Source organism: Lelliottia sp. (genome assembly GCF_045627565.1).
Lineage (GTDB): Bacteria > Pseudomonadota > Gammaproteobacteria > Enterobacterales > Enterobacteriaceae > Enterobacter.
This window is the reverse complement of the sequence record NZ_JAZQNX010000023.1, coordinates 41119-66636: the sequence shown is the minus strand read 5'-3', so window position 1 is coordinate 66636 and position 25518 is coordinate 41119. Positions and strand designations below refer to the sequence as shown.

Annotated in this window: 20 protein-coding genes; 10 read left to right on the top strand and 10 right to left on the bottom strand. The window is 53.6% G+C overall.

Annotation, left to right across the window (positions count from 1 at the left end):
• Nucleotides 1-38 precede the first annotated feature (38 nt).
• Both ACKI5T_RS12575 and nhoA read left to right on the top strand, forming a co-directional pair.
• Nucleotides 39-1694 carry an ABC transporter permease gene (locus tag ACKI5T_RS12575; protein WP_407437842.1) on the top strand — a complete coding sequence of 552 codons (1656 nt, stop codon included), beginning with the start codon at nt 39-41 and terminating at the stop codon, nt 1692-1694.
• A 72-nt stretch (nt 1695-1766) separates the two neighbouring features.
• The gene (nhoA, locus tag ACKI5T_RS12570; RefSeq protein ID WP_407437974.1) at nt 1767-2612 is read left to right on the top strand and encodes an N-hydroxyarylamine O-acetyltransferase; all 846 of its coding nucleotides are present in this window, start codon (nt 1767-1769) and stop codon (nt 2610-2612) included.
• 274 nt (nt 2613-2886) lie between these two features.
• On the opposite strand, the gene narI is transcribed toward nhoA, so the two are convergent.
• The 6 genes from narI to ACKI5T_RS12540 form a co-directional block, all read right to left on the bottom strand.
• Nucleotides 2887-3567: a respiratory nitrate reductase subunit gamma gene (gene narI / locus ACKI5T_RS12565; RefSeq protein ID WP_407437841.1), complete on the bottom strand. Its 681-nt coding sequence runs from the start codon at nt 3565-3567 to the stop codon at nt 2887-2889.
• The gene (narW, locus tag ACKI5T_RS12560) at nt 3564-4259 is read right to left on the bottom strand and encodes a nitrate reductase molybdenum cofactor assembly chaperone (RefSeq protein ID WP_407437839.1); all 696 of its coding nucleotides are present in this window, start codon (nt 4257-4259) and stop codon (nt 3564-3566) included. The genes narI and narW overlap by 4 nt, the downstream gene beginning before the upstream one ends.
• Entirely contained in the window at nt 4259-5803 is a 1545-nt protein-coding gene (narH, locus tag ACKI5T_RS12555) for a nitrate reductase subunit beta (RefSeq protein WP_407437837.1), read from the bottom strand. The genes narW and narH overlap by 1 nt, the downstream gene beginning before the upstream one ends.
• Entirely contained in the window at nt 5800-9540 is a 3741-nt protein-coding gene (locus tag ACKI5T_RS12550) for a nitrate reductase subunit alpha (protein WP_407437835.1), read from the bottom strand. Before ACKI5T_RS12550 ends, narH begins: the two co-directional genes overlap by 4 nt.
• A gap of 68 nt (nt 9541-9608) precedes the next feature.
• Nucleotides 9609-11000, bottom strand: coding sequence for a NarK family nitrate/nitrite MFS transporter (locus ACKI5T_RS12545; protein ID WP_407437833.1), 1392 nt, complete (start codon nt 10998-11000; stop codon nt 9609-9611).
• A gap of 211 nt (nt 11001-11211) precedes the next feature.
• Nucleotides 11212-11787 carry a TetR family transcriptional regulator gene (locus ACKI5T_RS12540; RefSeq protein WP_407437831.1) on the bottom strand — a complete coding sequence of 192 codons (576 nt, stop codon included), beginning with the start codon at nt 11785-11787 and terminating at the stop codon, nt 11212-11214.
• A 116-nt stretch (nt 11788-11903) separates the two neighbouring features.
• On the opposite strand from ACKI5T_RS12540, the gene ACKI5T_RS12535 reads away from it, so the two are divergent.
• Complete coding sequence (locus ACKI5T_RS12535) at nt 11904-13388, top strand: MFS transporter (protein WP_407437829.1); 1485 nt, start codon at nt 11904-11906, stop codon at nt 13386-13388.
• Nucleotides 13389-13472: 84 nt separating this feature from the next.
• On the opposite strand, the gene ACKI5T_RS12530 is transcribed toward ACKI5T_RS12535, so the two are convergent.
• The 3 genes from ACKI5T_RS12530 to yddG form a co-directional block, all read right to left on the bottom strand.
• Nucleotides 13473-13913, bottom strand: coding sequence for a GFA family protein (locus ACKI5T_RS12530; protein ID WP_407437827.1), 441 nt, complete (start codon nt 13911-13913; stop codon nt 13473-13475).
• A 79-nt stretch (nt 13914-13992) separates the two neighbouring features.
• Nucleotides 13993-15072, bottom strand: a complete 1080-nt coding sequence (gene ompC, locus ACKI5T_RS12525) for a porin OmpC (RefSeq protein ID WP_407437825.1) — start codon at nt 15070-15072, stop codon at nt 13993-13995.
• Between the two features lie 611 nt (nt 15073-15683).
• Nucleotides 15684-16571, bottom strand: a complete 888-nt coding sequence (gene yddG / locus ACKI5T_RS12520) for an aromatic amino acid DMT transporter YddG (protein WP_407437824.1) — start codon at nt 16569-16571, stop codon at nt 15684-15686.
• 220 nt (nt 16572-16791) lie between these two features.
• Between yddG and fdnG the strand changes: the two genes are divergently transcribed.
• The 3 genes from fdnG to fdnI are packed head-to-tail and all read left to right on the top strand — an operon-like array spanning nt 16792 to nt 21384.
• Entirely contained in the window at nt 16792-19839 is a 3048-nt protein-coding gene (gene fdnG, locus ACKI5T_RS12515; RefSeq protein WP_407437822.1) for a formate dehydrogenase-N subunit alpha, read from the top strand.
• An 11-nt stretch (nt 19840-19850) separates the two neighbouring features.
• Nucleotides 19851-20735, top strand: coding sequence for a formate dehydrogenase subunit beta (gene fdxH, locus ACKI5T_RS12510; protein ID WP_407437820.1), 885 nt, complete (start codon nt 19851-19853; stop codon nt 20733-20735).
• Nucleotides 20728-21384 (top strand): formate dehydrogenase-N subunit gamma, encoded by a 657-nt coding sequence (fdnI, locus tag ACKI5T_RS12505; RefSeq protein ID WP_041689410.1) that lies wholly within the window; start codon nt 20728-20730, stop codon nt 21382-21384. The genes fdxH and fdnI overlap by 8 nt, the downstream gene beginning before the upstream one ends.
• Nucleotides 21385-21478: 94 nt before the next feature.
• Here fdnI and ppk2 read toward each other — a convergent pair whose 3' ends face one another.
• Nucleotides 21479-22300: a polyphosphate kinase 2 gene (ppk2, locus tag ACKI5T_RS12500; RefSeq protein WP_407437818.1), complete on the bottom strand. Its 822-nt coding sequence runs from the start codon at nt 22298-22300 to the stop codon at nt 21479-21481.
• Between the two features lie 171 nt (nt 22301-22471).
• Between ppk2 and ACKI5T_RS12495 the strand changes: the two genes are divergently transcribed.
• The 4 genes from ACKI5T_RS12495 to ACKI5T_RS12480 all read left to right on the top strand — a co-directional run bounded on the left by ACKI5T_RS12495 (nt 22472) and on the right by ACKI5T_RS12480 (nt 25498).
• Nucleotides 22472-22840: a hypothetical protein gene (locus ACKI5T_RS12495; protein ID WP_407437816.1), complete on the top strand. Its 369-nt coding sequence runs from the start codon at nt 22472-22474 to the stop codon at nt 22838-22840.
• Entirely contained in the window at nt 22840-23346 is a 507-nt protein-coding gene (locus ACKI5T_RS12490; RefSeq protein WP_407437814.1) for a YbjP/YqhG family protein, read from the top strand. Before ACKI5T_RS12495 ends, ACKI5T_RS12490 begins: the two co-directional genes overlap by 1 nt.
• 260 nt (nt 23347-23606) lie before the next feature.
• Nucleotides 23607-24782, top strand: a complete 1176-nt coding sequence (araJ, locus tag ACKI5T_RS12485) for an MFS transporter AraJ (RefSeq protein ID WP_407437813.1) — start codon at nt 23607-23609, stop codon at nt 24780-24782.
• Nucleotides 24783-24898: 116 nt separating this feature from the next.
• The gene (locus ACKI5T_RS12480) at nt 24899-25498 is read left to right on the top strand and encodes an inorganic diphosphatase (protein ID WP_407437811.1); all 600 of its coding nucleotides are present in this window, start codon (nt 24899-24901) and stop codon (nt 25496-25498) included.
• Nucleotides 25499-25518: the final 20 nt, after the last annotated feature.

Sequence of the window (25518 nt, the reverse complement as noted above, 5' to 3'; positions counted from 1 at the left end):
TCATCCGACGGGGGCAACCCCGTCTTCAGGATCCCCTCGTGAAACAGCGATTTATTTCGGGTATGACGCTCGCCGTGCTGATGGTTCTGGTGGCGTTTCCGCTCTCCTTTATTCTCTTACAGGCGATTTTCCCGCAGTTTAGCGCCGGATCGCTTTCGGGCGCGTTCAGTGGCGTGAGCACATTACTGGCGGAACCTCAGCTCCCTACGATGCTGGGCGGGACGTTGCAGATTGCAGCCGGCGTAGCGCTGGTCAGCGCCGTGATTGGCTTTCCGCTGGGCGTGGCGCGTGGGCTCTTTACTTTGCCGCTGCCACGCCTGTGGGATCTGCTGTTTTTGATTCCGTTTTTAACGCCGCCTTATATTGCGGCGCTGTCGTGGATGCTGGTGCTCCAGACCAACGGTTATTTGCAGCAGCTGACGGGTATTAACCTCAACGATCTGCTGTTCAGTAAAACGGGGATTGTGCTGGTAATGGCGCTGAATATTTTCCCGGTTATCTATTTTGCGGTTTCGCGCAGTTTACTGGCCAGCGGACAGCGTCTGGCACTGGTGGCGCGCGTTCACGGAGCAAATGCCGCAAGGGCGTTCTGGCACATTACGCTGCCGATGCTCTCTCCCGCGCTGGCGGCTGGGATGTTGCTGGCGTTTACGCTGGCCATCGAAGAGTTTGGCGTTCCGGCGGCGCTGGGAACGCGTGCCGGGGTGCTGATGTTGACGACGGATATCGAGAAAAAACTGGCCGACTGGCCAGTCGATCTCTCGGGTGCATCGATGCTGTCGGTGGTGTTGGTGGTGATTGCGCTGTGCGCCTGGGCATTACAGAAAAAGCTGACCGGGCATCATGACGTCACGAGTATTACCGGCAAACCCACGGAAAATAGAGGCGCAGACGCGGGGGCGTTCGCGCTACCGGTTGTGCTGGTGATGGCGTTGGTTGGGATCATTGCCGTGATTCTGCCGGGCGCGTCGATGGCGCTTTCGGGAATTTTAGGCTCGTTGTCAGGTGGTGTGACGGCTGGCAACGTGACGTTGTCACATTATGCGGCGCTGTTTAGCCAGCAGGGCGATGCGCTGTCGGCGCTCGGAACCAGTCTCTCTCTGGCGCTGGGAACCGCCTGTATCACGGGGGGCATCGGACTTCTCGCCTCCTGGATGGTTGTGGTGCAAAAGATCAAAGGGCGTGGCGTGATTGATGCCTTGTCGCTGATGCCTGCGGCGCTGCCGGGCGTGGTCGTTGGCGTCGGGTTAATCCTGCTGTGGAATCAACCGTTCTGGACGATTTCGCCCTATAACAGTTGGGTGATTTTGCTGCTTTCCTATTGCTGTCTGCTGCTGCCGTGGCCGGCGCGTTATGTCGGGAGCGCGTTACGCCAACTGGGCGGTAATCTCGAACCCGCCGCGCGCGTGCATGGAGCGTCTGCGTTTCAGGCACTGCGGTTTATCGTGCTGCCGCTGGTCTCACCGGCCTTGCTGGCGGCGATGTTGATGGTGTTTGCGATTGCCTCGCGAGAGCTGGTCACTTCGCTGTTGCTGGCGCCTGCCGGAACGCAAACCGTGTCCGTCTTTATCTGGCGTCAGTTTGAGCAAGGCTCGATTGGGCAAGGGATGGCGATGGCGACGCTCACCCTGATGACAGGGCTTGTGCTGATGCTCACAGCACTCGGAATCATGCAGCGCGGTGTTCGTCGCTAAAAAGCATTTTTGCGCCAGTGGCGACGTAAAAATAGGTTATAAAAAGGGGAAATCATTTCAAGGAACCCTATGATGTCCCCATTTCTGAGTGCTTATTTCGCCCGTATCGACTGGTATCAGCCAGCGCAAGTGGATATCGATACCCTGCGTGCGCTGCATTTGCAGCACAACAGCGCTATTCCGTTTGAGAATATTGATGTCGTCCTGCCGCGAGAAATTCATCTGGACGAGCAAAACGTCGCGGATAAGCTGATCACCGCCAGACGCGGCGGCTACTGCTTTGAGCAAAATGGACTTTTCGAACGCGTTCTGCGGGAAATCGGTTTTCACGTCCGCAGCGTGTTGGGCCGCGTAGTGCTGTCTAATCCGCCGCAGATGCCACCACGCACGCATCGCCTGTTGTTGGTCGAGTTGAACGGCGAGCGCTGGATTGCCGATGTCGGTTTCGGTGGTCAAACGCTGACGGCACCCATTCGGTTAGTCGCGGGAGAGGAGCAGGCCACGCCGCACGGTTTGTATCGCCTGATGAACGAGGGCAACGACTGGGTGCTGCAGTTCCGCCACCACGATCACTGGCAGTCAATGTATCACTTCGATCTGGTGACGCAGTATTTCAACGATTACGTGATGGGGAATTTCTGGTCCGCCCACTGGCCGCAATCGCACTTCCGTCATCATCTGCTGATGTGTCGACACCTGGCGGATGGCGGAAAATTAACGCTCACCAATTTCCATTTTACCCACTGGCAGGGCACGCAAGTCGTCGAGCAGCGCACTCTGGCCGATGCCAGCGAATTGTATGAGTTGATGCAGGAACGATTTGGGCTGGGCGTTAATGATGCGAAACACGGGTTTACGCTGGCGGAACTGACGGCAGTCATGGCCGGGTTTGAGACCCATCCGCAGGCGGGGAAATAAGCACATGGCCTGTCTATAATTTGAGAACCATAGCTTTAAAGAGTGAGTAAAGCCTGTATCTCTCACAGGCTTTACGATCTCTAAATACTGTTGGCGATATAATGCCAAATAAAATGATTTATCGAAGATTAAGGCAGGTCATTCATTGAAACAGTAATACGTTAGTCATAGTCACTTAATCAGTAGTTGCTAACGGCAAGCCTGTCAGTAAAACAAGCTCACCGTTTGATTTTTCACAAAGACCAAATATCAATAGTTCCCTTTTTACATCGCTTCAACGCCGCGATCTCACCACCTGATATCGCCGGGTCAAGTATTCCACCGGCGCGCTCCAGACGTGCACCAGTCGGGTGAAGGGGAAAATCAGAAAGATGGTCATGCCCAGCACAAGGTGCACGCGAAAAATAGGGGCTACGCCGTCAAGATGCGCGGATGCGCCGCCGTGGAAGGTGACCACGCTCTGCGCCCAGTCGACCAGTTTTAACATTTCGCTGCCGTCCGGATGTTGTGCCGAAAACGGAATCGTTGCCAGCCCCAAAACGCACTGAATCAGCAAGATGCACAGAATCAAAATGTCGGCAGTCGATGAGGTGGCGCGAATACGTGGATTGGTTAATCGACGAATCAACAATCCCGCGCCGCCAACCAGCGTCAGCACGCCACACACGCCGCCCAAAATCATCGCCATTAACTGTTTTTGCGACATCGGCAGGAACCACGAATAGACCCAGTGCGGGGTCAGCATTCCGAACAGGTGGCCGAAGAAAATCCCCAGAATGCCGATATGGAACAAATTCGACCACAACACCATGCCGCGCTTATCGAGCATCTGGCTGGACGATGCGCGCCAGGTGTATTGCCCGTAGTCATAGCGCAGCCAGCTTCCGATCAGGAATACCGTGCCGCAAATATACGGGTAGATATCGTAGAAAAAGACGTTCAGGAATTGCATCATTTTGGGCCTCCGGCACTGACGTCCACGTATTGAGGCGCGACGTCCTGGCTAAAGCGGCGTTGATATTGCTGCATCGGCGAACTGTCGCAGGCGGTGGCGTTGTCCTCAATAAATTTCACCTGTTCCTCTTCCCAGACCGCGTCCAGGGCCTGGCGAGTGTCATCCCGTTGTTCCGTCGATACCTGATTTGTGACGCTGTCACTTGTTAAAGGGCTTTGGGCAAAGGCCAGCAGGGCATCAAACAGCTGATAATGCGCGACGTCACGCTGTTTCAGCCGTCCGCCTATCAGCGCCAGAATCGGTGCAACGTTTTGCAGACCTTCCCGCGCTTCAGCGTCTGAAACGAGGCTTAAATATTCCAGATAGAGCGGCAAGTAGTCCGGCAATTCGCGGCAATCGAGCTGCAATCCGGCTTTCTCATATTGACTCATGAGATCAACCATCGCCTGGCCACGATCGCGGGACTCTGCATGAACATGCTCGAACAACAGCAGCGACGTCGAACGACCGCGCTCAAACACTTCGCACCAGTGCGCCTGTTTATCGAGAAGCGACGCCTCAAGATGCTGCCGCGCAAAGGGCAGCAGCATTGGCGCATCCTGGGCGATCAGCGACAGCGCTTCGTCTTTGCTTTCCCACAACGTCTCGTCGGGATATTCAATCAGCAGAGCAATGATTTTGAGGATTTTCATTATTCCCCCTCCCCATGTTTGCGCACCTCGTCGATGTTAATGGCGTCAATGCGGCTGCTGTTGAAGAGGTTGAATTTGGTGTCGGAGCCGTGGCAACCGTCGCCGAAGGTAAAGCCGCAGCCGTTTTTCTCCGGGAAGGCGTCGCGCGCCATTTCGCGGTGGCTGGTTGGGATCACGAAGCGGTCTTCGTAGTTAGCGATAGCCAGATAGCGGTACATCTCTTCGACCTGTTCCACGCTCAAACCGACTTCGTCAATCGCGCGGGTGTCCGTCACCCCTTCGACGGTTTGCGAACGTTTGTAATGGCGCATCGCCATCATGCGTTTCAGGGCGCGCAGCACCGGGCCGGTGTCACCCGCGCTGAGCATATTCGCCAGATACTGCACCGGAATGCGCAGGCTCTCGACCGCAGGCAAAATGCTGTCAGTTTGCGGCAGACCACCGGCATCGGCGTAGGATTGAATCGGAGACAGCGGCGGAACATACCAGACCATCGGAAGGGTGCGGTATTCCGGGTGCAACGGCAGAGCCAGCTTCCAGTCCATCGCCATTTTGTACACCGGTGAGCGTTGCGCGGCGTCAATCACGTTTTGCGGAATGCCCTGTTTAAACGCTTCTTCAATCACTGCAGGGTCGTGTGGGTTCAGGAATACATCGCACTGACGCTCGTAAAGATCGGTTTCATGCTCGGTGCTGGCCGCTTCTTCGATACGATCCGCATCGTACAGCAGCACGCCCAGATAGCGGATACGCCCGACGCAGGTTTCGGAACACACGGTCGGCTGGCCGGATTCAATACGCGGATAGCAGAAGATGCATTTTTCTGACTTACCGCTTTTCCAGTTGAAGTAGATTTTTTTGTACGGACACCCGCTGATACACATACGCCAGCCGCGGCACTTGTCCTGGTCGATCAGTACAATACCGTCCTCTTCGCGCTTATAGATCGCGCCGCTTGGGCAGGTGGCGACACAGCTTGGATTCAGGCAGTGTTCACACAAGCGCGGAAGATACATCATGAAGGTGTTTTCGAACTGGCCGTACATCTCCTTTTGCATGTTCTCGAAGTTACGGTCGCGTGCGCGTTTCTCGAACTCGCCACCGAGCAACTCCTCCCAGTTTGGGCCACCGACGATTTTGTCCATCCGTTTACCGCTGATCAGCGATCGCGGGCGGGCAGTGGGCAGATGATCGCCTTCGGGCGCGCGGTGCAGATCCTGATAGTCAAAGGTAAACGGCTCGTAGTAATCGTCGATGCCGGGTAGCGACGGGTTAGCAAAGATTTTGGACAGCACGCCGACGCGTCCGCCGAGCTTAGGCGTCAGCTTGCCGGTTATCCCCCGAACCCAGCCGCCTTGCCACTCCTCCTGGTCTTCCCAGTTTTTCGGATAGCCAATGCCCGGTTTGGTTTCGACGTTGTTAAACCACGCGTATTCCATGCCTTCGCGCCCGGTCCAGACGTTTTTACACGTCACCGAACAGGTGTGGCAGCCTATGCATTTGTCGAGATTCAGTACCATGCCGACCTGTGAGCGTATTTTCATTTTTTCGCCTCCTGTACCTGATCCCGACCTTCGCCATCCAGCCAGTGAATATTTTTCATTTTGCGGATCATGATGAACTCGTCGCGGTTAGAGCCGACGGTGCCGTAATAGTTGAAGCTGTAGGCCAACTGGGCGTAACCGCCGATCATGTGTGTCGGTTTCGGGCACACGCGGGTGACCGAGTTGTGAATACCGCCACGTCGCCCGGTCACTTCGGATCCCGGAATGTTCAGAATGCGCTCCTGGGCGTGGTACATCATGGTCATGCCTGGCGGTACGCGCTGGCTGACGACAGCGCGGGCGGTGAGGGCGCCGTTGGCGTTGAAGGCTTCGATCCAGTCGTTGTCCTCAATGCCTAACTCACAGGCGTCCGTTTCGCTGATCCACACAATCGGCCCGCCGCGCGACAGGGTTTGCATCAGCAGGTTTTCGCTGTAAGTGGAGTGAATGCCCCATTTCTGGTGCGGCGTCAGGAAGTTCAGCGCTTTTTCCGGGAAACCGTTCGGCGGGATCTCGCGCATGTGCGTCACGCTGCGGGTATCAATCGGGGGACGATAGGCCACCAGGCTTTCACCGAAGGCCCGCATCCATTGATGATCCTGATACAGCTGTTGACGCCCGGAAAGCGTGCGCCATGGGATCAGTTCATGAACGTTGGTGTAACCGGCGTTATACGAAACATGTTCACTTTCGATGCCTGACCATGTCGGGCTGGAGATGATTTTGCGCGGCTGCGCCTGAATATCGCGGAAGCGAATTTTTTCGTCTTCTTTGTTCAGCGCCAGATGCGCATGTTCGCGCCCGGTGAATTCACTGAGCGCTTCCCAGGCTTTTACTGCCACATGGCCGTTGGTTTCCGGGGCGAGGGCGAGAATCACTTCAGACGCATCTATCGCGGTATCGATCCGCGGACGCCCCTTCGCCGGGCCATCCAGCTTGACGTAGTTCAGCTTGCCGAGGAAATCGATCTCGGTTTGCGTGTTCCACGAAATGCCTTTCCCGCCGTTACCGAGTTTGTCCATTAGCGGGCCGAGCGCGGTAAAGCGTTCATACGTTTGTGGATAATGACGCTCAATCACGGCGATATTGGGTGCGGTTTTGCCGGGGATAAGATCGCATTCGCCCTTGCGCCAGTCCTGGATATCAAACGGCTGGGATAATTCCGCCGGGGAGTCGTGCTGCAAGGGTTGTAGCACCACGTCCGTTTCGGTCCCCAGATGGCCAACGCAAACTTCGGAGAACACTTTCGCCAGCCCTTTATAAATTTCCCAGTCGCTGCGCGATTCCCAGGCGGGGTCAACCGCCGCTGAAAGCGGGTGAATAAACGGATGCATATCCGAGGTATTCATGTCGTCTTTTTCGTACCAGGTGGCGGTTGGTAAGACGATATCGGAGAACAGACAGGTGCTGGACATGCGGAAATCGAGCGTCACCAGCAGATCTAACTTGCCTTCGATGGCGGCGGTTTGCCACTCCACCTCTTCAGGTTTGACGTCATCTGTTGAACCGAGATCGTCGCCCTGAATGCCGCTCTCGGTGCCGAGAAGATACTTGAGCATGTACTCGTGGCCTTTACCGGATGATCCCAGCAAATTCGAGCGCCAGACAAACAGATTGCGTGGATGGTTTTTACCGTTATCCGGCTGTTCGCAGGCAAAGCGGACATCGCCAGATTTGAGCGCCTGAACGGTGTAATCCTGTGGCGACATACCCGCTGCGTCGGCACGCGCTTTGATATGCAGCGGATTAACATCAAGCTGTGGGGCGGAGGGCAGCCAGCCCATTCGTTCAGCCCGCACGTTGAAATCGATCAGATGCCCGGTAAATTTCGACGCATCGGCGAGGGGAGAAAGCAATTCCTGCGCGGTGAGTTTTTCGTAGCGCCACTGGCTGGCGTGATTGTAGAAAAAGGATGTGCTGTTCATCTGGCGCGGCGGACGGTGCCAGTCCAGGGCAAACGCCAGCGGCAGCCAGCCGGTTTGCGGACGCAGTTTTTCCTGGCCGACGTAGTGCGACCAGCCGCCCCCACTTTTGCCGACACAGCCGCAGAAGACCAGCATGTTGATCATCCCGCGGTAGTTCATGTCCATGTGATACCAGTGGTTCACACCGGCACCCAAAATGATCATCGAACGGCCGTGGGTTTTATTCGCGGTGTCAGCAAACTCGCGGGCAATTTGTTCAATATGCCGACGCGGAACCCCCGTAATTTGCTCACCCCAGGCGGGGGAATAGGCTTTCACCTCGCTGTAATCCTTAACCGCGTTTTCATCATCAAGACCGCGGTCGAGGCCGTAATTTGCCAGGACCAGATCGTACACGCTGGCGACCTGTTGCTGGCGTCCGTCCGCCAGCGTCAGGGTTTTGGACGGCACTTTGCGGATCAGCACCGGATCTTGCTTCACGCTGCGGAAATGCGGATTTTCGTTGCCGCCGAAATAGGGGAACGCCACGTTAGCGACGCTGTCGTGCGTGATCAGCAGGGACAGCGTTAGCTCGATTTCATGACCCGCAGCCACCGGTTCGAGGTTCCATTTCCCTTTTTCGCCCCAGCGGAAACCAATCGAACCGTTCGGCGCGACCAGCCCACCGGCGATATCAAACGCAACGGTTTTCCATTCAGGGTTATTTTGCTCGCCCAGCCCCTCGGCCAGATCCGATGCGCGCAGCATTCGGCCCGGCACCAGGCTACCGTCTTCGCGTTCATCAAGCATCACCAGCATTGGCATGTCGGTGTAACGGCGGCAGTAATTGAGGAAATATTCGCTCGGATTATCGAGGTGGAACTCTTTGAGGATCACATGGCCCATCGCCATGGCCAGCGCGCTGTCGGTGCCTTGTTTGGGGGCCAGCCACTGGTCGCTGAGTTTCGCGACTTCCGAAAAATCGGGAGTTATTGCGATGGTTTTGGTGCCTTTGTAACGCACTTCGGTAAAGAAGTGGGCATCCGGCGTACGCGTTTGCGGAACGTTAGAACCCCAGGCAATGATGTAGCTGGAGTTATACCAGTCGGCGGATTCCGGGACGTCGGTCTGCTCACCCCAGGTCATCGGTGACGCAGGCGGAAGATCGCAATACCAGTCGTAAAAGCTCAGGCACGTTCCTCCGAGCAGGGAGAGATAGCGCGTGCCTGCCGCGTAAGAGACCATCGACATCGCCGGAATGGGTGAGAAACCGGCGACACGATCCGGGCCGTAGTGTTTGATGGTCCAGACGTTAGCGGCGGCGATCAGTTGATTCAGCTCTTTCCAGTTAGAGCGGATAAAGCCGCCGTGCCCGCGCGCCTGTTTGTAGCTTTGGGTTTTTTGCGGGTCGCTCATAATGGCGTTCCACGCCAGGACCGGATCGCTGTGTTGGCCCAGCGCTTCACGCCAGAGTTCGATCAGCTTGCGACGGACCAGGGGATATTTCAGGCGGTTGGCGCTGTAAAGATACCAGGAGTAACTCGCGCCTCGCGGGCATCCGCGCGGTTCGTGATTGGGAAGGTCAGGGCGAGTACGGGGATAATCGGTCTGCTGGACTTCCCAGGTCACCAGACCATTTTTGACGTAGATTTTCCAGCTACAGGAGCCAGTGCAGTTAACGCCGTGAGTCGAACGCACAATTTTGTCAAACTGCCAGCGCTGGCGATAACTGTCTTCCCAGTCGCGGTTGGTGTGATACACCTGCCCGTGTCCGTCGGCGAAAGTCTCGCCTTTTTGTTTGAAGTAGCGAAAGCGATCCAACAGTTTACTCATGACGTTTCTCCTGACGGAGCGACTCCTGCCCCGTGGTTACACTGCTCACAAAGTGTCGAACTGGATTGTTATGATTTGACGTGCTTTTGCCGACGGCCGTAGACCAGCCAGGTCACCAGCACGCAGACGATATAGAACACAAGGAAGACTTTCATCGCGCCCACCGGCGAGCCGGTCATGGCGAGGGATGTGCCGAATGCTTTGGGAATGAAGAAGCCCCCGACCGCGCCGATGGCAGAGATAAACCCGAGGGCTGCCGCGGTATCGGTAACCGCTTCCTGCTGGGCTTGTTCTTCCGAACCGCCGCGCAGTTTTACCTTGTAGATTGTGATTTGTCGGAAGATGACAGCAATCATCTGGAAGGTGGACCCGCTGCCTAGCCCGGCTGTCAGAAACAGACCCATAAAGACCAGATAAAAAGCGCTAAAGTTTCCGGAACCCGTTCCTGGAAGCGTCAGGAACAGCAGGGCGCTGAACAAGGCCATGAAAACAAAATTCACCAGTGTGACGCGCACGCCGCCGAGCTTGTCCGACACTACGCCGCCCGCCGAACGCGCCAGCGCGCCAATTAACGGGCCGAAGAAGGCGAGGTGCAGAATATTCACGTCCGGGAACTGCGTTTTTGACAGCATCGCAAACCCGGCTGAAAAACCAATAAACGAGCCGAATGTCGCCAGATAGAGCAGACTGAGCAGCCATAAATGTGGCTGTTTCAGTACCGGCAACTGGCTGGCAATGGACGCTTTTGAACTGGCAATATCGTTCATACCAAAAAATGCGGCGAGCGTGGCGAGGAACAGCAGCGGTGCCCATATCCACGCGGCGTTGGCCAGCGCGAGCATGGAGCCATCATCCTGAAGCACACCGTGAACGCCCAGGAAGGAAAACATCGGTAAGAAAATCACCACCGGCGCGACCATTTGCATCACGCTGACGCCCAGATTACCCAGACCGCCGTTGATCCCCAGGGCGCTACCTTGTTTCGATTTGGGGAAGAAAAAGCTGATGTTACCCATGCTGGAGGCGAAGTTGGCGCCGGCAAATCCACACAGCAGCGCAATGGTGATAAACACCCAATACGGCGTGGCGCTATCCTGAACGGCGATCCCCAACCAGACGCAGGGAATAATCAAAATAACCGTGCTAAATAGTGTCCAGTAACGGCCACCAAATATCGGCACCATAAAAGAATAAGGTACGCGTAATATGGCACCCGAAAGGGAAGGAAGGGCGGTTAACATAAAAAGCTGATCGGTTGTGAAATTAAAACCGACTTTATTGAGATTTACCGCAACGGCGCTAAATAACATCCATACGCAGAAAGCCAGTAACAGACAGGCGACGGAAATCCACAGGTTTCGTCGTGCGATATATTTGCCTTTGTTCTCCCAAAATTCCGCGTTTTCAGGTTTCCAGTTACTTAAGAGGTAATGATTTTTCTTCTCACTTTTTTGTGACATATCGCCCTCGTACTGACCCATATCGTAGAGAAAAGGAAAGTGAAAACAGACAGTTGCTATAAAGTGTGACTTTGTGAAATTTTGGGATGTTTTGGGATACGTCTGAAGGATAGATAAAAAAGCGAACCCCGGTGATTAGAAGGGACATGGGAATTCGCTTTAAGTGTTACTAATTGTAAAACTTAACAATCTTAATACTCCATAAGAAGTATTAAACCAACTCAAGTGTTATTGCTTTGTCGAGATGCTGATTAAATGCGGCATCATCGATTTCCGGCATATCCAGAACATAAATACCATCCAGGCCGCAAACCAGACCGATCAAACGCCAGGCAATATTTTCAGGGCGGTCTTTTAAAATAAAAGCATTGTCAGCAGCACCTGCGCGAATAATAGCAACCGTTTCCTGGTGCCACATTTCCATTGTTAATACATAAGCGCCTTTAAGTTCCGGGTCGCGAGTGGCCAGGAACTGCGCTTCGCGCCAGAGCCGAATGTAGGGTTCAAGCCTGCCTTCATCGCTACCAAGCATACCGTGGAGTCGGTCGCGCCAGCTGGCTCCTTCAGGGACCACGTCGGCATCCAGCAGGGCACGAATCAGGTGGATAAATGACTGTGATTTTAACTCGCCGATGCTGGCGAAATGATGATGAACCTGCCCGGCGGAGACGTGTGCCTCAGCGGCAATCCGCCTGACTGTCATCCCGCTAAACCCTTCATCCAGCGCCACGCGCATGGCGGTGTGAAGGATAGCTTCTCTGCGTTCGTCCTTGCTTAGATAGGTCATTTCTCATCACTCTCAATGGTAATGAAACGAGTGTAACAAAAAGCTGGACACGCGTTCAACTTTCCGTAGGATCGCATCCTGGACGTGTGTCCAGAAAAGGTAAAAAAAGGATCTTTATGTTTCGTCAGTGGTTAGCGTTAGTGATTATCGTGCTGGTGTATATCCCGGTGGCGATTGACGCAACGGTGCTGCACGTCGCCGCGCCGACATTGAGCATGACGCTCGGAGCCAGCGGCAACGAATTGCTGTGGATTATTGATATTTATTCGCTGGTGATGGCCGGGATGGTGTTGCCGATGGGCGCGCTGGGCGATCGCATCGGCTTTAAAAAACTGCTCATGCTCGGCAGCGTGTTATTTGGGTTGTCGTCGCTGGCCGCCGCGTTCTCCCCAACGGCGGGCTGGCTTATCGCTGCGCGTGCGTCGCTAGCGATTGGCGCCGCGATGATTATTCCGGCAACGCTCGCGGGGATCCGCACGCTGTTTACCGAACCTCGTCACCGTAATATTGCCCTCGGCGTGTGGGCAGCGGTGGGGTCGGGCGGTGCGGCGTTTGGTCCTCTGGTTGGCGGCATTCTGCTGGAGCATTTCTACTGGGGCTCGGTCTTTTTGATTAACGTCCCGATTGTGCTTGTGGTTGTCGCCCTTGCGGCACGCCTCGTTCCTAAACAGCAGGGACGTCCCGAGCAGCCGCTGAATATCAGCCATGCGCTGATGTTGATCGTCGCGATTTTACTGCTGGTTTACAGCGCCAAAACGGCGTTGAAAGGGGCGCTTTCGCCGTGGCTGGTTGCGGGGACATTACTGACGGGCGCGGTCATGCTGTTTGCTTTTGTGCGTATTCAGTTACGCGCCAGCACGCCGATGATCGACATGCGCCTGTTTTGCAATCGCATCATTTTAAGCGGTGTGGTGATGGCGATGACGGCCATGATCGCGCTGGTGGGTTTTGAACTGTTGATGGCTCAGGAGTTGCAGTTTGTTCACGGTTTCACACCGTTTGAAGCGGGCAAGTTTATGCTGCCGGTGATGGTCGCCAGCGGATTCAGTGGGCCGATTGCTGGCGTGCTGGTGGGTCGTCTGGGGTTGCGGATTGTGGCGGTGGGCGGCATGGGGTTGAGTGCGGTGAGTTTCATGGGATTATCGATGCTCGACTTCAGTACGCAGCAGTGGCAAGCGTGGAGCCTGATGGTGCTGCTGGGCTTTAGTGCCGCCAGTGCACTGTTGGCATCCACGTCTGCCATTATGGCTGCCGCGCCAAAAGAGAAAGCGGCAGCCGCCGGTGCGATTGAAACCATGTCTTATGAGCTGGGCGCGGGGTTAGGTATCGCCATTTTTGGTCTGCTGTTAACCCGCAGCTTCTCGGCGTCGATTGTGTTGCCGCAAGGATTGAACGAAACGCTGGCAGAAAAAGCGTCCTCATCCATTGGTGAAGCCGTGAAAGTGGCGCAGGATTTGACGCCAGCGCTGGCAGACTCGGTCATTGAAGCTGCAAAATCCGCGTTTATCACCTCACACAGTGTGGCGTTGGGAAGCGCAGGCGGGATGCTGTTAATCCTTGCGATCGGGATTTGGTTTAGCCTGGCGAAAGTGAAACAGTAGTCATTCGCCCGGCGGCGCGAAGCATGCCGGGTATCACGCACTATCTTTATCGACACGATCTCCTGTCTGCAAAGAGCAGTGAGGTTACGCCGTCAGCGAACAGCTTTTGTCCAGCGCTTCAATTTCGGTGCCGCTAAAACGCGCGTATTGTCCGGTCAATCGCCAGAACGCGGGCTGTGTTTCGGTATAGATTTCGGCGGCTAACACCAGTCGGCGGCGTTCATCTTCACTCAGCTCCAGCAATGTCCACGGGACAAAATAGCGTTCCGTTGGCGTCAGTTCGTACCAGAGCGGACAGCCGCAACCGGGACAAAACCAGCGCTCACCGCGGGCCGACGACGAGAAGTGCGAAGGGGCGATTGAACCTTGTTCCACCGCTGGCGCAACTGCGGTTTCAATATACATGGCAATCCCGCCCGACCATTTCTGGCACGTCGTACAGTGGCAGGCATACACATCCAGATTTTCAATGTTGACGCTGAAATGGCTCATCCCACACAAACAGCGTCCGGTATAGCGTTGCATGGCGTACTCCTTTATCACGCCAGATGACCGCGATAAAAAAAGCCAGCCACGTGGGCTGGCCTTTTTAACTTACAAATTCTTAGAACTGGTAGGTCAGGCCCAGTGCAACGATGTTATCGGTAGCGATTTTCGCATCGTTGGTGAATTTGTTGTCGTCCAGCAGGTTGATTTTGTAATCAACGTAGGTAGACATGTTTTTGTTGAAGTAGTAGCTCGCGCCCAGCTCGATGTACTCCACCAGATCCTGGTCACCGTAAGTCTCAATATCTTTACCTTTTGACTTCAGGTAAGCGACAGACGGACGCAGGCCGAAATCGAACTGGTACTGAGCAACCATTTCAAAGTTCTGCGCTTTGTTAGCAATATGCTTGTCGCCGAAGACCGTCATGTTGCGGGTTTCGGAGTAGGTGGTTGCCAGATAGATGTTGTTCGCATCGTATTTCAGGCCAGCCGCCCACACTTCAGCGTTATCGCCAGACGCATTCAGAACGCTCTGCGCTGCGTAACGTACCTGATCGTCAGTACGGTCAGCTTTTGCGTAGGTTGCGCCCACGCCGAAGCCGTCGAATTCATAAGTTGAAGAAAGACCCCAGCCGTCGCCGTTCGCTTTGGTGACGTCGTCACGGTCGTTTTTACCCTGGTACTGTGCAGCCACGTTCAGGCCGTCAACCAGACCGAAGAAGTCCTGGTTACGGTAGGTTGCTACGCCGGTGGTACGGCCGGTCATGAACACGTCGGTCTGAGTCCAGGTGTCTCCGCCGTATTCTGGCAGTACGTCGGTCCATGCGCCGATGTCGTAAGCCACGCCGTAGTTACGACCGTAGTCGAAAGAACCGAATTCGTTGAATTTCAGACCTGCGAATGCCAGACGGGTTTTGTTGCCTTTGTCACCGTTGGTTTCGTCGTTGTTGCCTTTGAACTCATATTCCCACTGGCCAAAACCGGTCAGCTGGTCGTTGATCTGTGTTTCACCTTTGAAGCCCAGACGCACGTAAGTTTTGTCGCCGTCGTTGTCGGTGTCATCAGAGAAGTAGTGCAGACCGGTCACTTTACCGTACAGATCCAGCTTGTTACCGTCTTTGTTAAATACTTCTGCTGCGTTTACCGCACCTGCTGCCAACAGGGTAGTCACTGCCACTGCAACTAATTTAAGTTTCATTTTTAATAATCCTTATAATTTTCTTTAAGCATGTCCTGAGCCATTGCTAAACAATTTCTCAACGAAGTGGTTTGTCAATGGCATGCTATTTTTAAGAATCTTGTAGTGTTCTTTCAATAATAAGTTTCAAGATATTACTTTTAATTTCAATTAGTGTGACACAGATCCTATTAAATGCCCTGAAATAACCGATATCGGTTATTTATTATTCTACACTCGGTTATTCCCATTTTATGATAATTAATAGATTTATAGTTTCAGCAAGGTTTTATTACCTATAATGATTATCTGTTATTTTGGAGTATTGATATCCAATGATTACTCATGCAAATGAACAATCAATGACTTAAGCGATATTACACAGATATTTCCGCAATGTTCAGTAATGAATTATTGCGTGCCTCGCTATGTCAGGCGGGAATAATAGGCGGTAATTAATACCTGTGGGTTGTCAGTTTCTGTCAGTAATAATGTAAGAGGACGTTTCGAACGGGCGAAATATAAACAGGATATGAATGCAGACACGAGTGGATAAATGAATATTTTTACGCGCGATCACAAATATTTAACCGTTACATCAGCGCGGAAGATTTCTCCGCCGCGCGTATCATTTATTGTTGCTTATTTCGGGTCGCGTACCAGCACAGCAGCGACCCTGAGCAGACCATCAGCGCGCCTTGCCAGAAGGAGAACGAAAGCGGGGCGTTAAGCAACACGGCGGCGAGTGCGGCGGAAAGCACAGGTGTGAAATAGGAAACGGTCGCCAGTACCGACACATTTCCGTGCAGAATACCGATATTCCATGAGGCATAACCAAAACCCAGCGCCACCCCGCACATTAGCAGTTTGATCACCACGGGCACGCTAAACACCATTGCAGGCTGATCGCTGAACAGATATTTCAGCCACAGCGCCAGCGCCGTGAGTAACACAAACAGCGTAATCCCATTGTGTCCTTTGGCATATTTACTGGTGACGGTGCAGTATGCCGCCCAGATAAATGCACCCGCAAACGCCAGGCCATAACTCAACGGATTCGAGACGATATTGCTGACAATTTCATCGAGATGCAGCCCTTGCTCGCCGCCTAAAACCCATCCCACACCGAGTAACGAAATCAGTAATCCGGGGATCACCCATAAATTCGTTTTTTGCCCGTTGAACACGATCGCAAAGACAATCGTCAGGCTCGGCCACAGATAATTTACCATCCCAACTTCAATTGCCTGATGGCGATTACTGGCATAACCCAACGACAGCGCCAGGCATATTTCGTAGCTGACAAACAGCACGCTGCCGGCAATAAGATAGCGCGGCGGAAAACGCTTCAGATTAGGAAATCCAACGGTCAGTAGACAAAGTAATCCACTGAGCGTGTAGATCATTGCCGCGCCACCCACGGGCCCGAGCCCTTCACTGACACCGCGAATCAACCCCACCATTGTGCTCCATAAGACTATCGCAGCGAGGCCAATCAGTGTTGCTCTTTTCCTGTCCATTACGTTCCCAAAGACCTGTCATTAAGGGGCAAATTTATAGCATTTTTTCAGAGGCTTTCGCTAACCAATCAGCAAGTGACTCATCCTAAAGGATTATTCAAAGTCGTCAGCGGCGACTATTAAGGGGGCGAATAGGGTTGAGATTGATTTGACGCAAAAAATGCAGTGATATAGCTGATAGTTTGCGGCGCGAAGACTCATTTCTATCACGAGGAACGCAATGGACGTCAGCCGCAGAAAGTTTTTTAAAATCTGCGCGGGCGGTATGGCCGGAACAACAGCTGCTGCGTTGGGATTTGCTCCCAAACTAGCGCTGGCTCAATCGCGCAACTATAAATTGCTGCGCGCCAAAGAGATCCGCAACACCTGCACATACTGCTCCGTGGGATGTGGGCTATTGATGTATAGCCTGGGCGATGGCGCGAAGAACGCCAAAGAAGCGATTTATCATATCGAAGGGGACCCGGACCATCCGGTTAGCCGTGGGGCGCTGTGTCCGAAAGGTGCGGGTCTGCTCGATTATGTTCACAGCGATAACCGACTGCGTTACCCGGAATACCGTGCGCCCGGTTCAGATAAATGGCAGCGCATTTCCTGGAACGAGGCGTTTTCCCGGATCGCAAAATTAATGAAAGCCGACCGTGACGCCAACTTTATCGAGAAGAATGCGCAGGGCGTCACCGTCAACCGCTGGCTGTCCACAGGGATGCTGTGCGCCTCTGCGGCAAGTAATGAAACGGGCATGCTGACGCAAAAATTCGTGCGTTCTCTCGGCATGCTGGCGGTAGACAACCAGGCGCGCGTCTGACACGGACCAACGGTAGCAAGTCTTGCTCCAACATTTGGTCGCGGTGCGATGACCAACCACTGGGTTGATATCAAAAACGCCAATGTCGTGATGGTGATGGGCGGTAACGCCGCTGAAGCCCATCCAGTGGGATTCCGCTGGGCGATGGAAGCGAAAAACAATAACGACGCGACGCTGATCGTCGTCGATCCACGGTTCACGCGGACGGCCTCTGTCGCTGATATTTATGCGCCTATTCGCTCCGGTACGGACATTACATTCCTGTCTGGCGTGCTGCTGTATCTGATTGAAAATAATAAAATCAACGCCGAATACGTCAAACACTACACCAACGCCAATCTGCTGGTGCGGGAAGATTTTGCCTTTGATGATGGCCTCTTCAGCGGCTATGACGCTGAAAAACGCCAGTATGACAAATCGTCCTGGAACTATCAGTTTGACGAAAATGGTTTTGCCAAACGCGACGAAACTCTGACCGATCCGCGCTGCGTATGGAACTTACTGAAACAGCACGTTTCCCGTTATACGCCAGACGTAGTGGAAAACATCTGCGGTACGCCAAAAGCCGATTTTCTGAAAATCTGTGAAGTGCTGGCCTCCACCAGCGCGGCAAACAGAACCACAACGTTCCTGTATGCGCTTGGCTGGACGCAGCATACGGTGGGCGCGCAGAACATCCGCACCATGGCGATGATTCAGCTGCTGCTCGGCAATATGGGCATGGCGGGCGGCGGCGTAAATGCCCTGCGCGGACACTCCAATATTCAGGGGTTAACCGATCTCGGCTTGCTGTCCACCAGCCTGACCGGCTATCTGAGCCTGCCGTCGGATAAGCACGCCGATCTGCAGACCTATCTCACGGCGAACACGCCGAAAGCGACGCTTGCCGATCAGGTCAACTACTGGGGCAACTATCCGAAGTTCTTCGTCAGCCTGATGAAATCGTTTTACGGCGATGCCGCGCAGAAAGAGAACGACTGGGGCTTTGAGTGGCTACCGAAATGGGACCAGGCCTACGACGTCATCAAGTATTTCAACATGATGGATAAAGGCAACGTGACCGGCTACATCTGCCAGGGGTTCAACCCGGTCGCGTCGTTCCCGGACAAAAACAAAGTGGTGCGCAGCTTAAGTAAGCTGAAATTCATGGTGGTTATTGATCCGCTGGTCACCGAAACGTCGAACTTCTGGCAAAACCATGGCGAGATGAACGATGTGGACACAGCGTCGATTCAGACCGAAGTGTTCCGTCTGCCATCGACCTGTTTTGCGGAAGAAGACGGCTCGATTGCCAACTCCGGGCGCTGGCTACAGTGGCACTGGAAAGGCCAGGATGCCCCGGGCGAAGCGCGAAATGACGGCGAAATTCTGGCGGGGATTTACCACCGTCTGCGCGAAATGTACCGCACGGAAGGCGGGAAAGGCGTCGAACCACTGCTGAAGATGAGCTGGAACTATAAACAGCCGGATCATCCTGAATCGGAAGAGGTGGCGAAAGAGAACAACGGTGTGGCGCTGGCGGATCTCTATGACGCTAACGGCACGCTGCTGGCGAAGAAAGGCCAGCTGCTGAACAGCTTCGCGCTGCTGCGCGATGACGGTTCAACCGCATCGTCGTGTTGGATCTACGCCGGAAGCTGGACGGAACAGGGCAACCAGATGGCTAACCGCGATAATGCCGATCCGTCAGGACTGGGCAATACGCTCGGCTGGGCATGGGCGTGGCCGCTCAATCGTCGCGTGCTGTACAACCGTGCCTCGGCGGATATTAACGGGAAGCCGTGGGATCCTCACCGGATGCTGATCGCGTGGAACGGCACGAAGTGGGTGGGTAACGATATTCCTGACTACAACACTGCCGCGCCGGGTAGCGCGACCGGGCCGTTTATCATGCAGCCGGAAGGGCTTGGGCGGCTGTTTGCGCTCGATAAGCTGGCCGAAGGGCCATTCCCGGAACATTACGAGCCGATGGAAACCCCGCTCGGGACAAACCCGCTGCACCCGAACGTGGTGTCAAACCCGGTGGTTCGCCTGTACGAAGACGACGCGCTGCGCCTCGGTAAGAAAGACACGTTCCCGTACGTCGGGACCACATATCGTCTGACCGAGCATTTCCACACCTGGACCAAACACGCGCGACTCAACGCGATTGCGCAGCCGGAACAGTTTGTGGAAATCAGCGAAACGCTGGCGAAATCGAAGGGTATCGCCAATGGCGATCGCGTGACCGTGAGCAGCAAGCGCGGGTTTATTCGTGCGGTCGCGGTAGTGACGCGTCGTCTGCAAACGTTGCAGGTTAACGGTCAGCAGATCGAAACCGTCGGTATTCCGCTGCACTGGGGCTTTGAAGGGGTGGCGCAGAAGGGCTATATCGCCAATACCCTGACGCCAAACGTCGGCGATGCCAACTCGCAAACACCGGAATACAAAGCGTTTCTGGTTAACATCGAGAAAGCCTAAGGAGCGAGGAAATGGCAATGGAAACACAAGACATCATCAAACGCTCCGCGACCAACCCGATGACGCCCGCGCCTCGTGCGCGGGATTTTAAGGCGGAAGTGGCCAAGCTTATCGATGTCTCCTCCTGTGTGGGCTGCAAAGCCTGCCAGGTGGCCTGTTCAGAGTGGAATGACATTCGCGATGAGGTCGGGCACTGCGTAGGGGTTTACGATAATCCCGCGGATTTGAGCGCCAAATCCTGGACGGTGATGCGCTTTAGCGAAACGGATCAAAACGGCAAGCTGGAGTGGTTGATCCGCAAAGACGGCTGTATGCACTGCGAGGATCCGGGCTGCCTTAAAGCGTGCCCGTCGGCAGGCGCCATTATTCAGTATGCCAATGGTATCGTCGATTTCCAGCAGGATAACTGTATTGGTTGTGGCTACTGCATCGCGGGTTGTCCGTTCAACGTACCGCGTCTGAGCAAAGACGATAACCGGGTATACAAATGTACGCTGTGCGTGGATCGCGTGAGTGTGGGCCAGGAGCCTGCCTGCGTGAAAACCTGTCCAACCGGCGCGATTCACTTTGGTACCAAAAAAGAGATGCTGGATGTGGCGCAGGCGCGCGTCGATAAGCTGAAAGCACGCGGCTATAACCACGCAGGGATTTACAATCCGCAGGGTGTCGGGGGAACGCACGTCATGTATGTGCTGCACCACAACGATCAGCCGGAGCTTTATCATAAGCTGCCCAAAGACCCCGCCATTGATACCTCTATCAGTTTGTGGAAAGGCGCGTTGAAACCGCTCGCCGCGGCCGGTTTTGTCGCCACCTTCGCCGGGCTGATTTACCACTACATAGGCATCGGTCCCAACAAAGAGGTGGATGATGACGAGGAGGATCGCCATGAGTAAGTCAAAGATGATAATGCGCACGACGTTTATCGACCGCGCCTGTCACTGGACGGTGGTGATCTGCTTCTTCCTCGTGGCCGTGTCGGGGATTTCGTTTTTCTTCCCAACGCTGCAATGGCTAACCGAAACCTTCGGCACACCGCAGATGGGGCGCATTCTGCATCCGTTCTTTGGCGTGCTGATCTTTGTGGTGCTGATGTTTATGTTCGTGCGCTTCGTTCATCACAACATTCCGGATAAGCAGGATATTCCGTGGGTGAAGGGGATTGTTGAAGTTCTGAAAGGCAACGAGCATAAAGTGGCGAAAGTAGGCAAATACAACGCCGGGCAAAAGATGATGTTCTGGACCATCATGAGCATGATTTTTGTGCTGCTGGTGACTGGCGTGATCATCTGGCGTCCTTATTTTGCGCACTACTTCCCAATCCAGGTGATTCGCTACAGTCTGCTGATCCATGCGACGTCGGCCATTATTTTGATCCACGCCATCCTGATTCATATGTATATGGCATTCTGGGTGAAAGGCTCGATTAAAGGCATGGTTGAAGGGAAGGTCAGTCGCCGCTGGGCGCAGAAACACCATCCGCGCTGGTATCGTGACGTCGAAAGGCTGGAAGCCAAAAAAGAGAGTACGGAGGGGATTAAGTAAAACCTGTTATTTTGCTGATTACCCGCACCAGATTGCCATTCGGTGCGGGTTTTTTATGTCTATTTCTGACGACTGCACGAAGAGCAAAACGCGCTTAAAACCGCTCAGAAATATACCTGAATGGATAATCGGTTGGTTTAATCTTGCCAATTTTTCGACGCTTCGGCAGCTTAACCGTCTCGGCGGGCAACGATTTGTAAGGGATCTGCGAAAGCAGGTGCGAGATAATATTCAGCCGCACGCGTTTTTTATCTTCCGATCGCGCCACATACCACGGCGCCCAGGCGGTATCGGTAGCGGCAAACATGGCGTCGCGCGCTTCGGTGTATTCATCCCAGCGGTTGAACGACTTAATGTCCATTGGCGACAGTTTCCAGGTTTTGCGCCCGTCATCAATGCGATCGCGCAGGCGGCGTTCCTGTTCTTTTGGCGTCACTTCGAGCCAGTATTTGATCAGGATAATGCCCGCATCCACCATCGCACGCTCAATAATCGGCGCGCCGTCCAGAAACTTTTCAACCTGTTCCGGCGTACAAAACCCCATGACGCGTTCAACGCCTGCGCGGTTGTACCAGCTGCGGTCAAAAATGATGATTTCACCGGCAGAAGGCAGATGCGGCACGTAGCGCTGGAAATAGAGTTGACTCTTTTCTTTGTCGGTCGGCGCGGGCAGGGCAATCACCCGGAAAACACGGGGGCTGACGCGCTCGGTGATCGCCTTAATGGTGCCGCCTTTTCCCGCGCCGTCACGCCCTTCAAACACGATACACACCTTAAGGCCCTTCGCGACGACCCATTGCTGGAGTTTCACCAGTTCCACGTAGAGGCGACGCAGTTCTTTTTCATACTCTTGGGTCTTAAGCGCTGCTTTCTTTTCGACATCAACAGCGACACTGGTTTTCTTTTTGCTACCCATGATTGTCATCCTCAGGTTGTCCGGCGCGCGGGAAAAGCGAGGCCGCACTATGAAGTGTAATCCACCTCATAATATACGTAATCTGACGCAACGAAATTAGCACTTTTAACCCTGATTTTTGTATGTGATTAATATGATAATTTCATTCTTATTTACTTAATGGAACTAAGAATGAGTTGGAATAAAGAAGCTGCAGTTTCGTATCTCCGTTCACACGCGCTGGGGCACTCTCATAGTGAATGTGCTAAGTTTACCCGCCTGGCCATTCTGGCTGGCGATGTGAAGGTATCGAACACAGATTATGCAAAAGATTATGGGGCGGAATTATTGCGTGCTGGATTCAGTGAGCTGCCGCCCGGTTCAACGTTAATTTCTGGCGGTGTGGCTGTGATACAGCCATACCCCGGTGGAAATGGCATAGGTCACATGACGATGTTTGACGGCACGCAGTGGATTTCTGACTTTGTTCAAAAAAGCATGTATCCGGGGCCTGGGTACCGGAAAATGCAACCATCCTTTAAAATTTACAGGATGTATTGATGAAAAGGATATTTTTATCATTCGTTATGTTGCTGGTGGGATGCAGTTCGGCTGCCAATCAAGATCAGAGTGCGCAAAACGCTACCGAATCATTTTATAAATCCTATCTTTTCGTATTCGGCAGCGATGAAGCCAGGGCTTACCCTGCAGACAAACTGCATAAATATGTTTCTGCTGATACTCTTGCTCGCATTGGTGCCATTCAGGAAATCGCTGAACAAGAGTTAATAGAGTCTGACTATTTTACGTATACCCAGGATTACTCTCGCGAATGGATACCTGCGCTACGAGTGGAAAACGCAAGGCCATTTTTAAACGGTGAAGTCGTCCAGGTAATTGAGGGGGCGGGTGGCGGGAGAAGTATACACCTTGAAGTATTTCTTCGCCGTGAAGATGATGCATGGAAAATCTACCGCGTTCGTGACGTAACGAACAATCACGAGCACCCCATTTTCAATGCTGGCGCTATTACACACGCTAAAGCAGCGGCAGAAAGCACACTGTAAAAGCTACACTTTAAACTCTCTCATGCCCTGGCACCTGCCGGGGCTTTTTATTTCCCATTCGCATCACGAGGCTACGCTTTCAACGCTAAATTTTTAAGTTTTTGATTTAAAAGAAATATCATGCAACAACCAAATTATAATAATGTTGGATAAAGCACCTGAATTAATGGATTAAACTGTCAGCCAACAGATTTGAGCTGGCTCACCATACAAGATTATTTAATAATGCCCGTCGCGAGTGATTAACCAGTGGTTGAGGTATGAAAAAAACAATTTTTTCGTTGGCTCTTGGCACTTTTGGTCTGGGAATGGCTGAATTTGGCATTATGGGCGTGTTAACTGAGCTGGCTCGTGACACTGGTATCACGATCCCTTCCGCCGGAAGCATGATTTCGTATTACGCGTTCGGGGTAGTTATTGGCGCACCGATCATTGCGCTGTTTTCAGGCAAATTCTCATTAAAAACGATCCTGCTCTTCCTTGTCGCGCTGTGTGTCGTTGGGAATGTCATTTTTACTTTTTCTACCTCCTATCTCTGGCTGGCCATCGGGCGACTGGTGTCCGGTTTTCCCCACGGCGCGTTTTTCGGCGTCGGGGCGATCATCCTGTCTAAAATTGCGCCGCCGGGCAAAGTAACCCTGGCCGTAGCCGGAATGATTGCCGGCATGACGGTCGCGAATCTGGTTGGAGTTCCGCTGGGGACCTGGCTCGGACATGAATACAACTGGCGATACACCTTTTTCATGATTGCCGCGTTTGATGCCCTGGTGATCCTGTCGATTATTTTCTGGGTTCCCACGCTGTACGACAAATCGGACGCCAGACTGATCGAGCAATTCCACTTTTTGAAAAAGCCGGAACCCTGGTTAATTTTTGCCGCCACCATGTTTGGCAATGCGGGCGTGTTCGCGTGGTTCAGCTTTGTGAAGCCGTTTATGGTGAATGTTTCCGGATTTTCGGAAGCCTTCATGACGGTCATAATGATGGTGATGGGGCTGGGTATGGTGTTGGGGAATATGCTGAGCGGCAAATTATCCGGACGCTACAGTCCGCTGCGCATTGCCGCTACCACCGATCTGGTCATCGTCCTGTCGCTGGTGGCGCTGTTTGCCTTTGGCGAGCACAAATCGGCCTCGCTGGTGATGGGCTTTATCTGCTGTGCAGGACTTTTTGCGCTCTCTGCGCCACTGCAAATTCTGTTGCTGCAGAATGCGAAAGGCGGCGAATTACTGGGAGCAGCAGGGGGCCAGGTGGCGTTTAATCTCGGCAGCGCCATCGGTGCCTATTTTGGTGGAATGATGATCACGCTTGGCTACAGCTGGAGCTACGTCACGCTACCCGCCGCCATTCTGTCGTTTGCGGCCATGTCTTCGTTACTGATGTACGGCTATAAAAAAGGCAAACGTAATCAGGCTAATGACAGCGCGCTGGCCTGATCTTCACCGAAAAAGTCTCATATGAACGCCTGATTTTCTGTCATGCAGGCGTCATGGTTCTGTCATCTGCTAAACGTAACGTGTTGTCTTCTCAATAACCGAAGAGTTAAAAGACAATGCATCTGGTCAAAAAAATCATCGCCGTCAGCGTTCTCCTGTCCGCCTCCGTGCAGGCACAAAATATTCTGGAATTTCCGCAGCCAGAAAATAACCCGGAAGAATTCTATGCCGTCACCGAGATCCCGGCGGGCGGCATTATCAAATACGAAACCGACGCCAAAACCGGTTTTATTATTGCCGATCGTTTCCAGTCGATGCCGGTGGCCTATCCGGCTAACTACGGCTCGCTGACTCAGTCCCTGGCAGGCGATGGCGATCCGCTGGACGTCATTTTCTATACGCGTGCGCCTTTGGCACCGGGGACGCTCATTAAACTGCGCGCAATTGGCGTGCTGAAAATGGTCGATGGCGGCGAGAAAGACGACAAAATCGTTGCCGTTCCAGCAAGCAAAATCGACCCAACTTACGACGACATTAAAGAACTCAGCGACCTGCCGAAAATCGAAGTACAGCGTCTGGAAGCCTTTTTCCGCGTCTATAAAGCGTTGCCAGAAGGGCGCAAAAAAGTCGAGCTAAGCGGTTTCAACGATGCCGCCGCCGCGAAGCAAGAAATTAAACAGGCATGGGATGCCTGGAAAGAGAAAAAACCGCAATAAAAAATGCGCCCGGCGTTTAA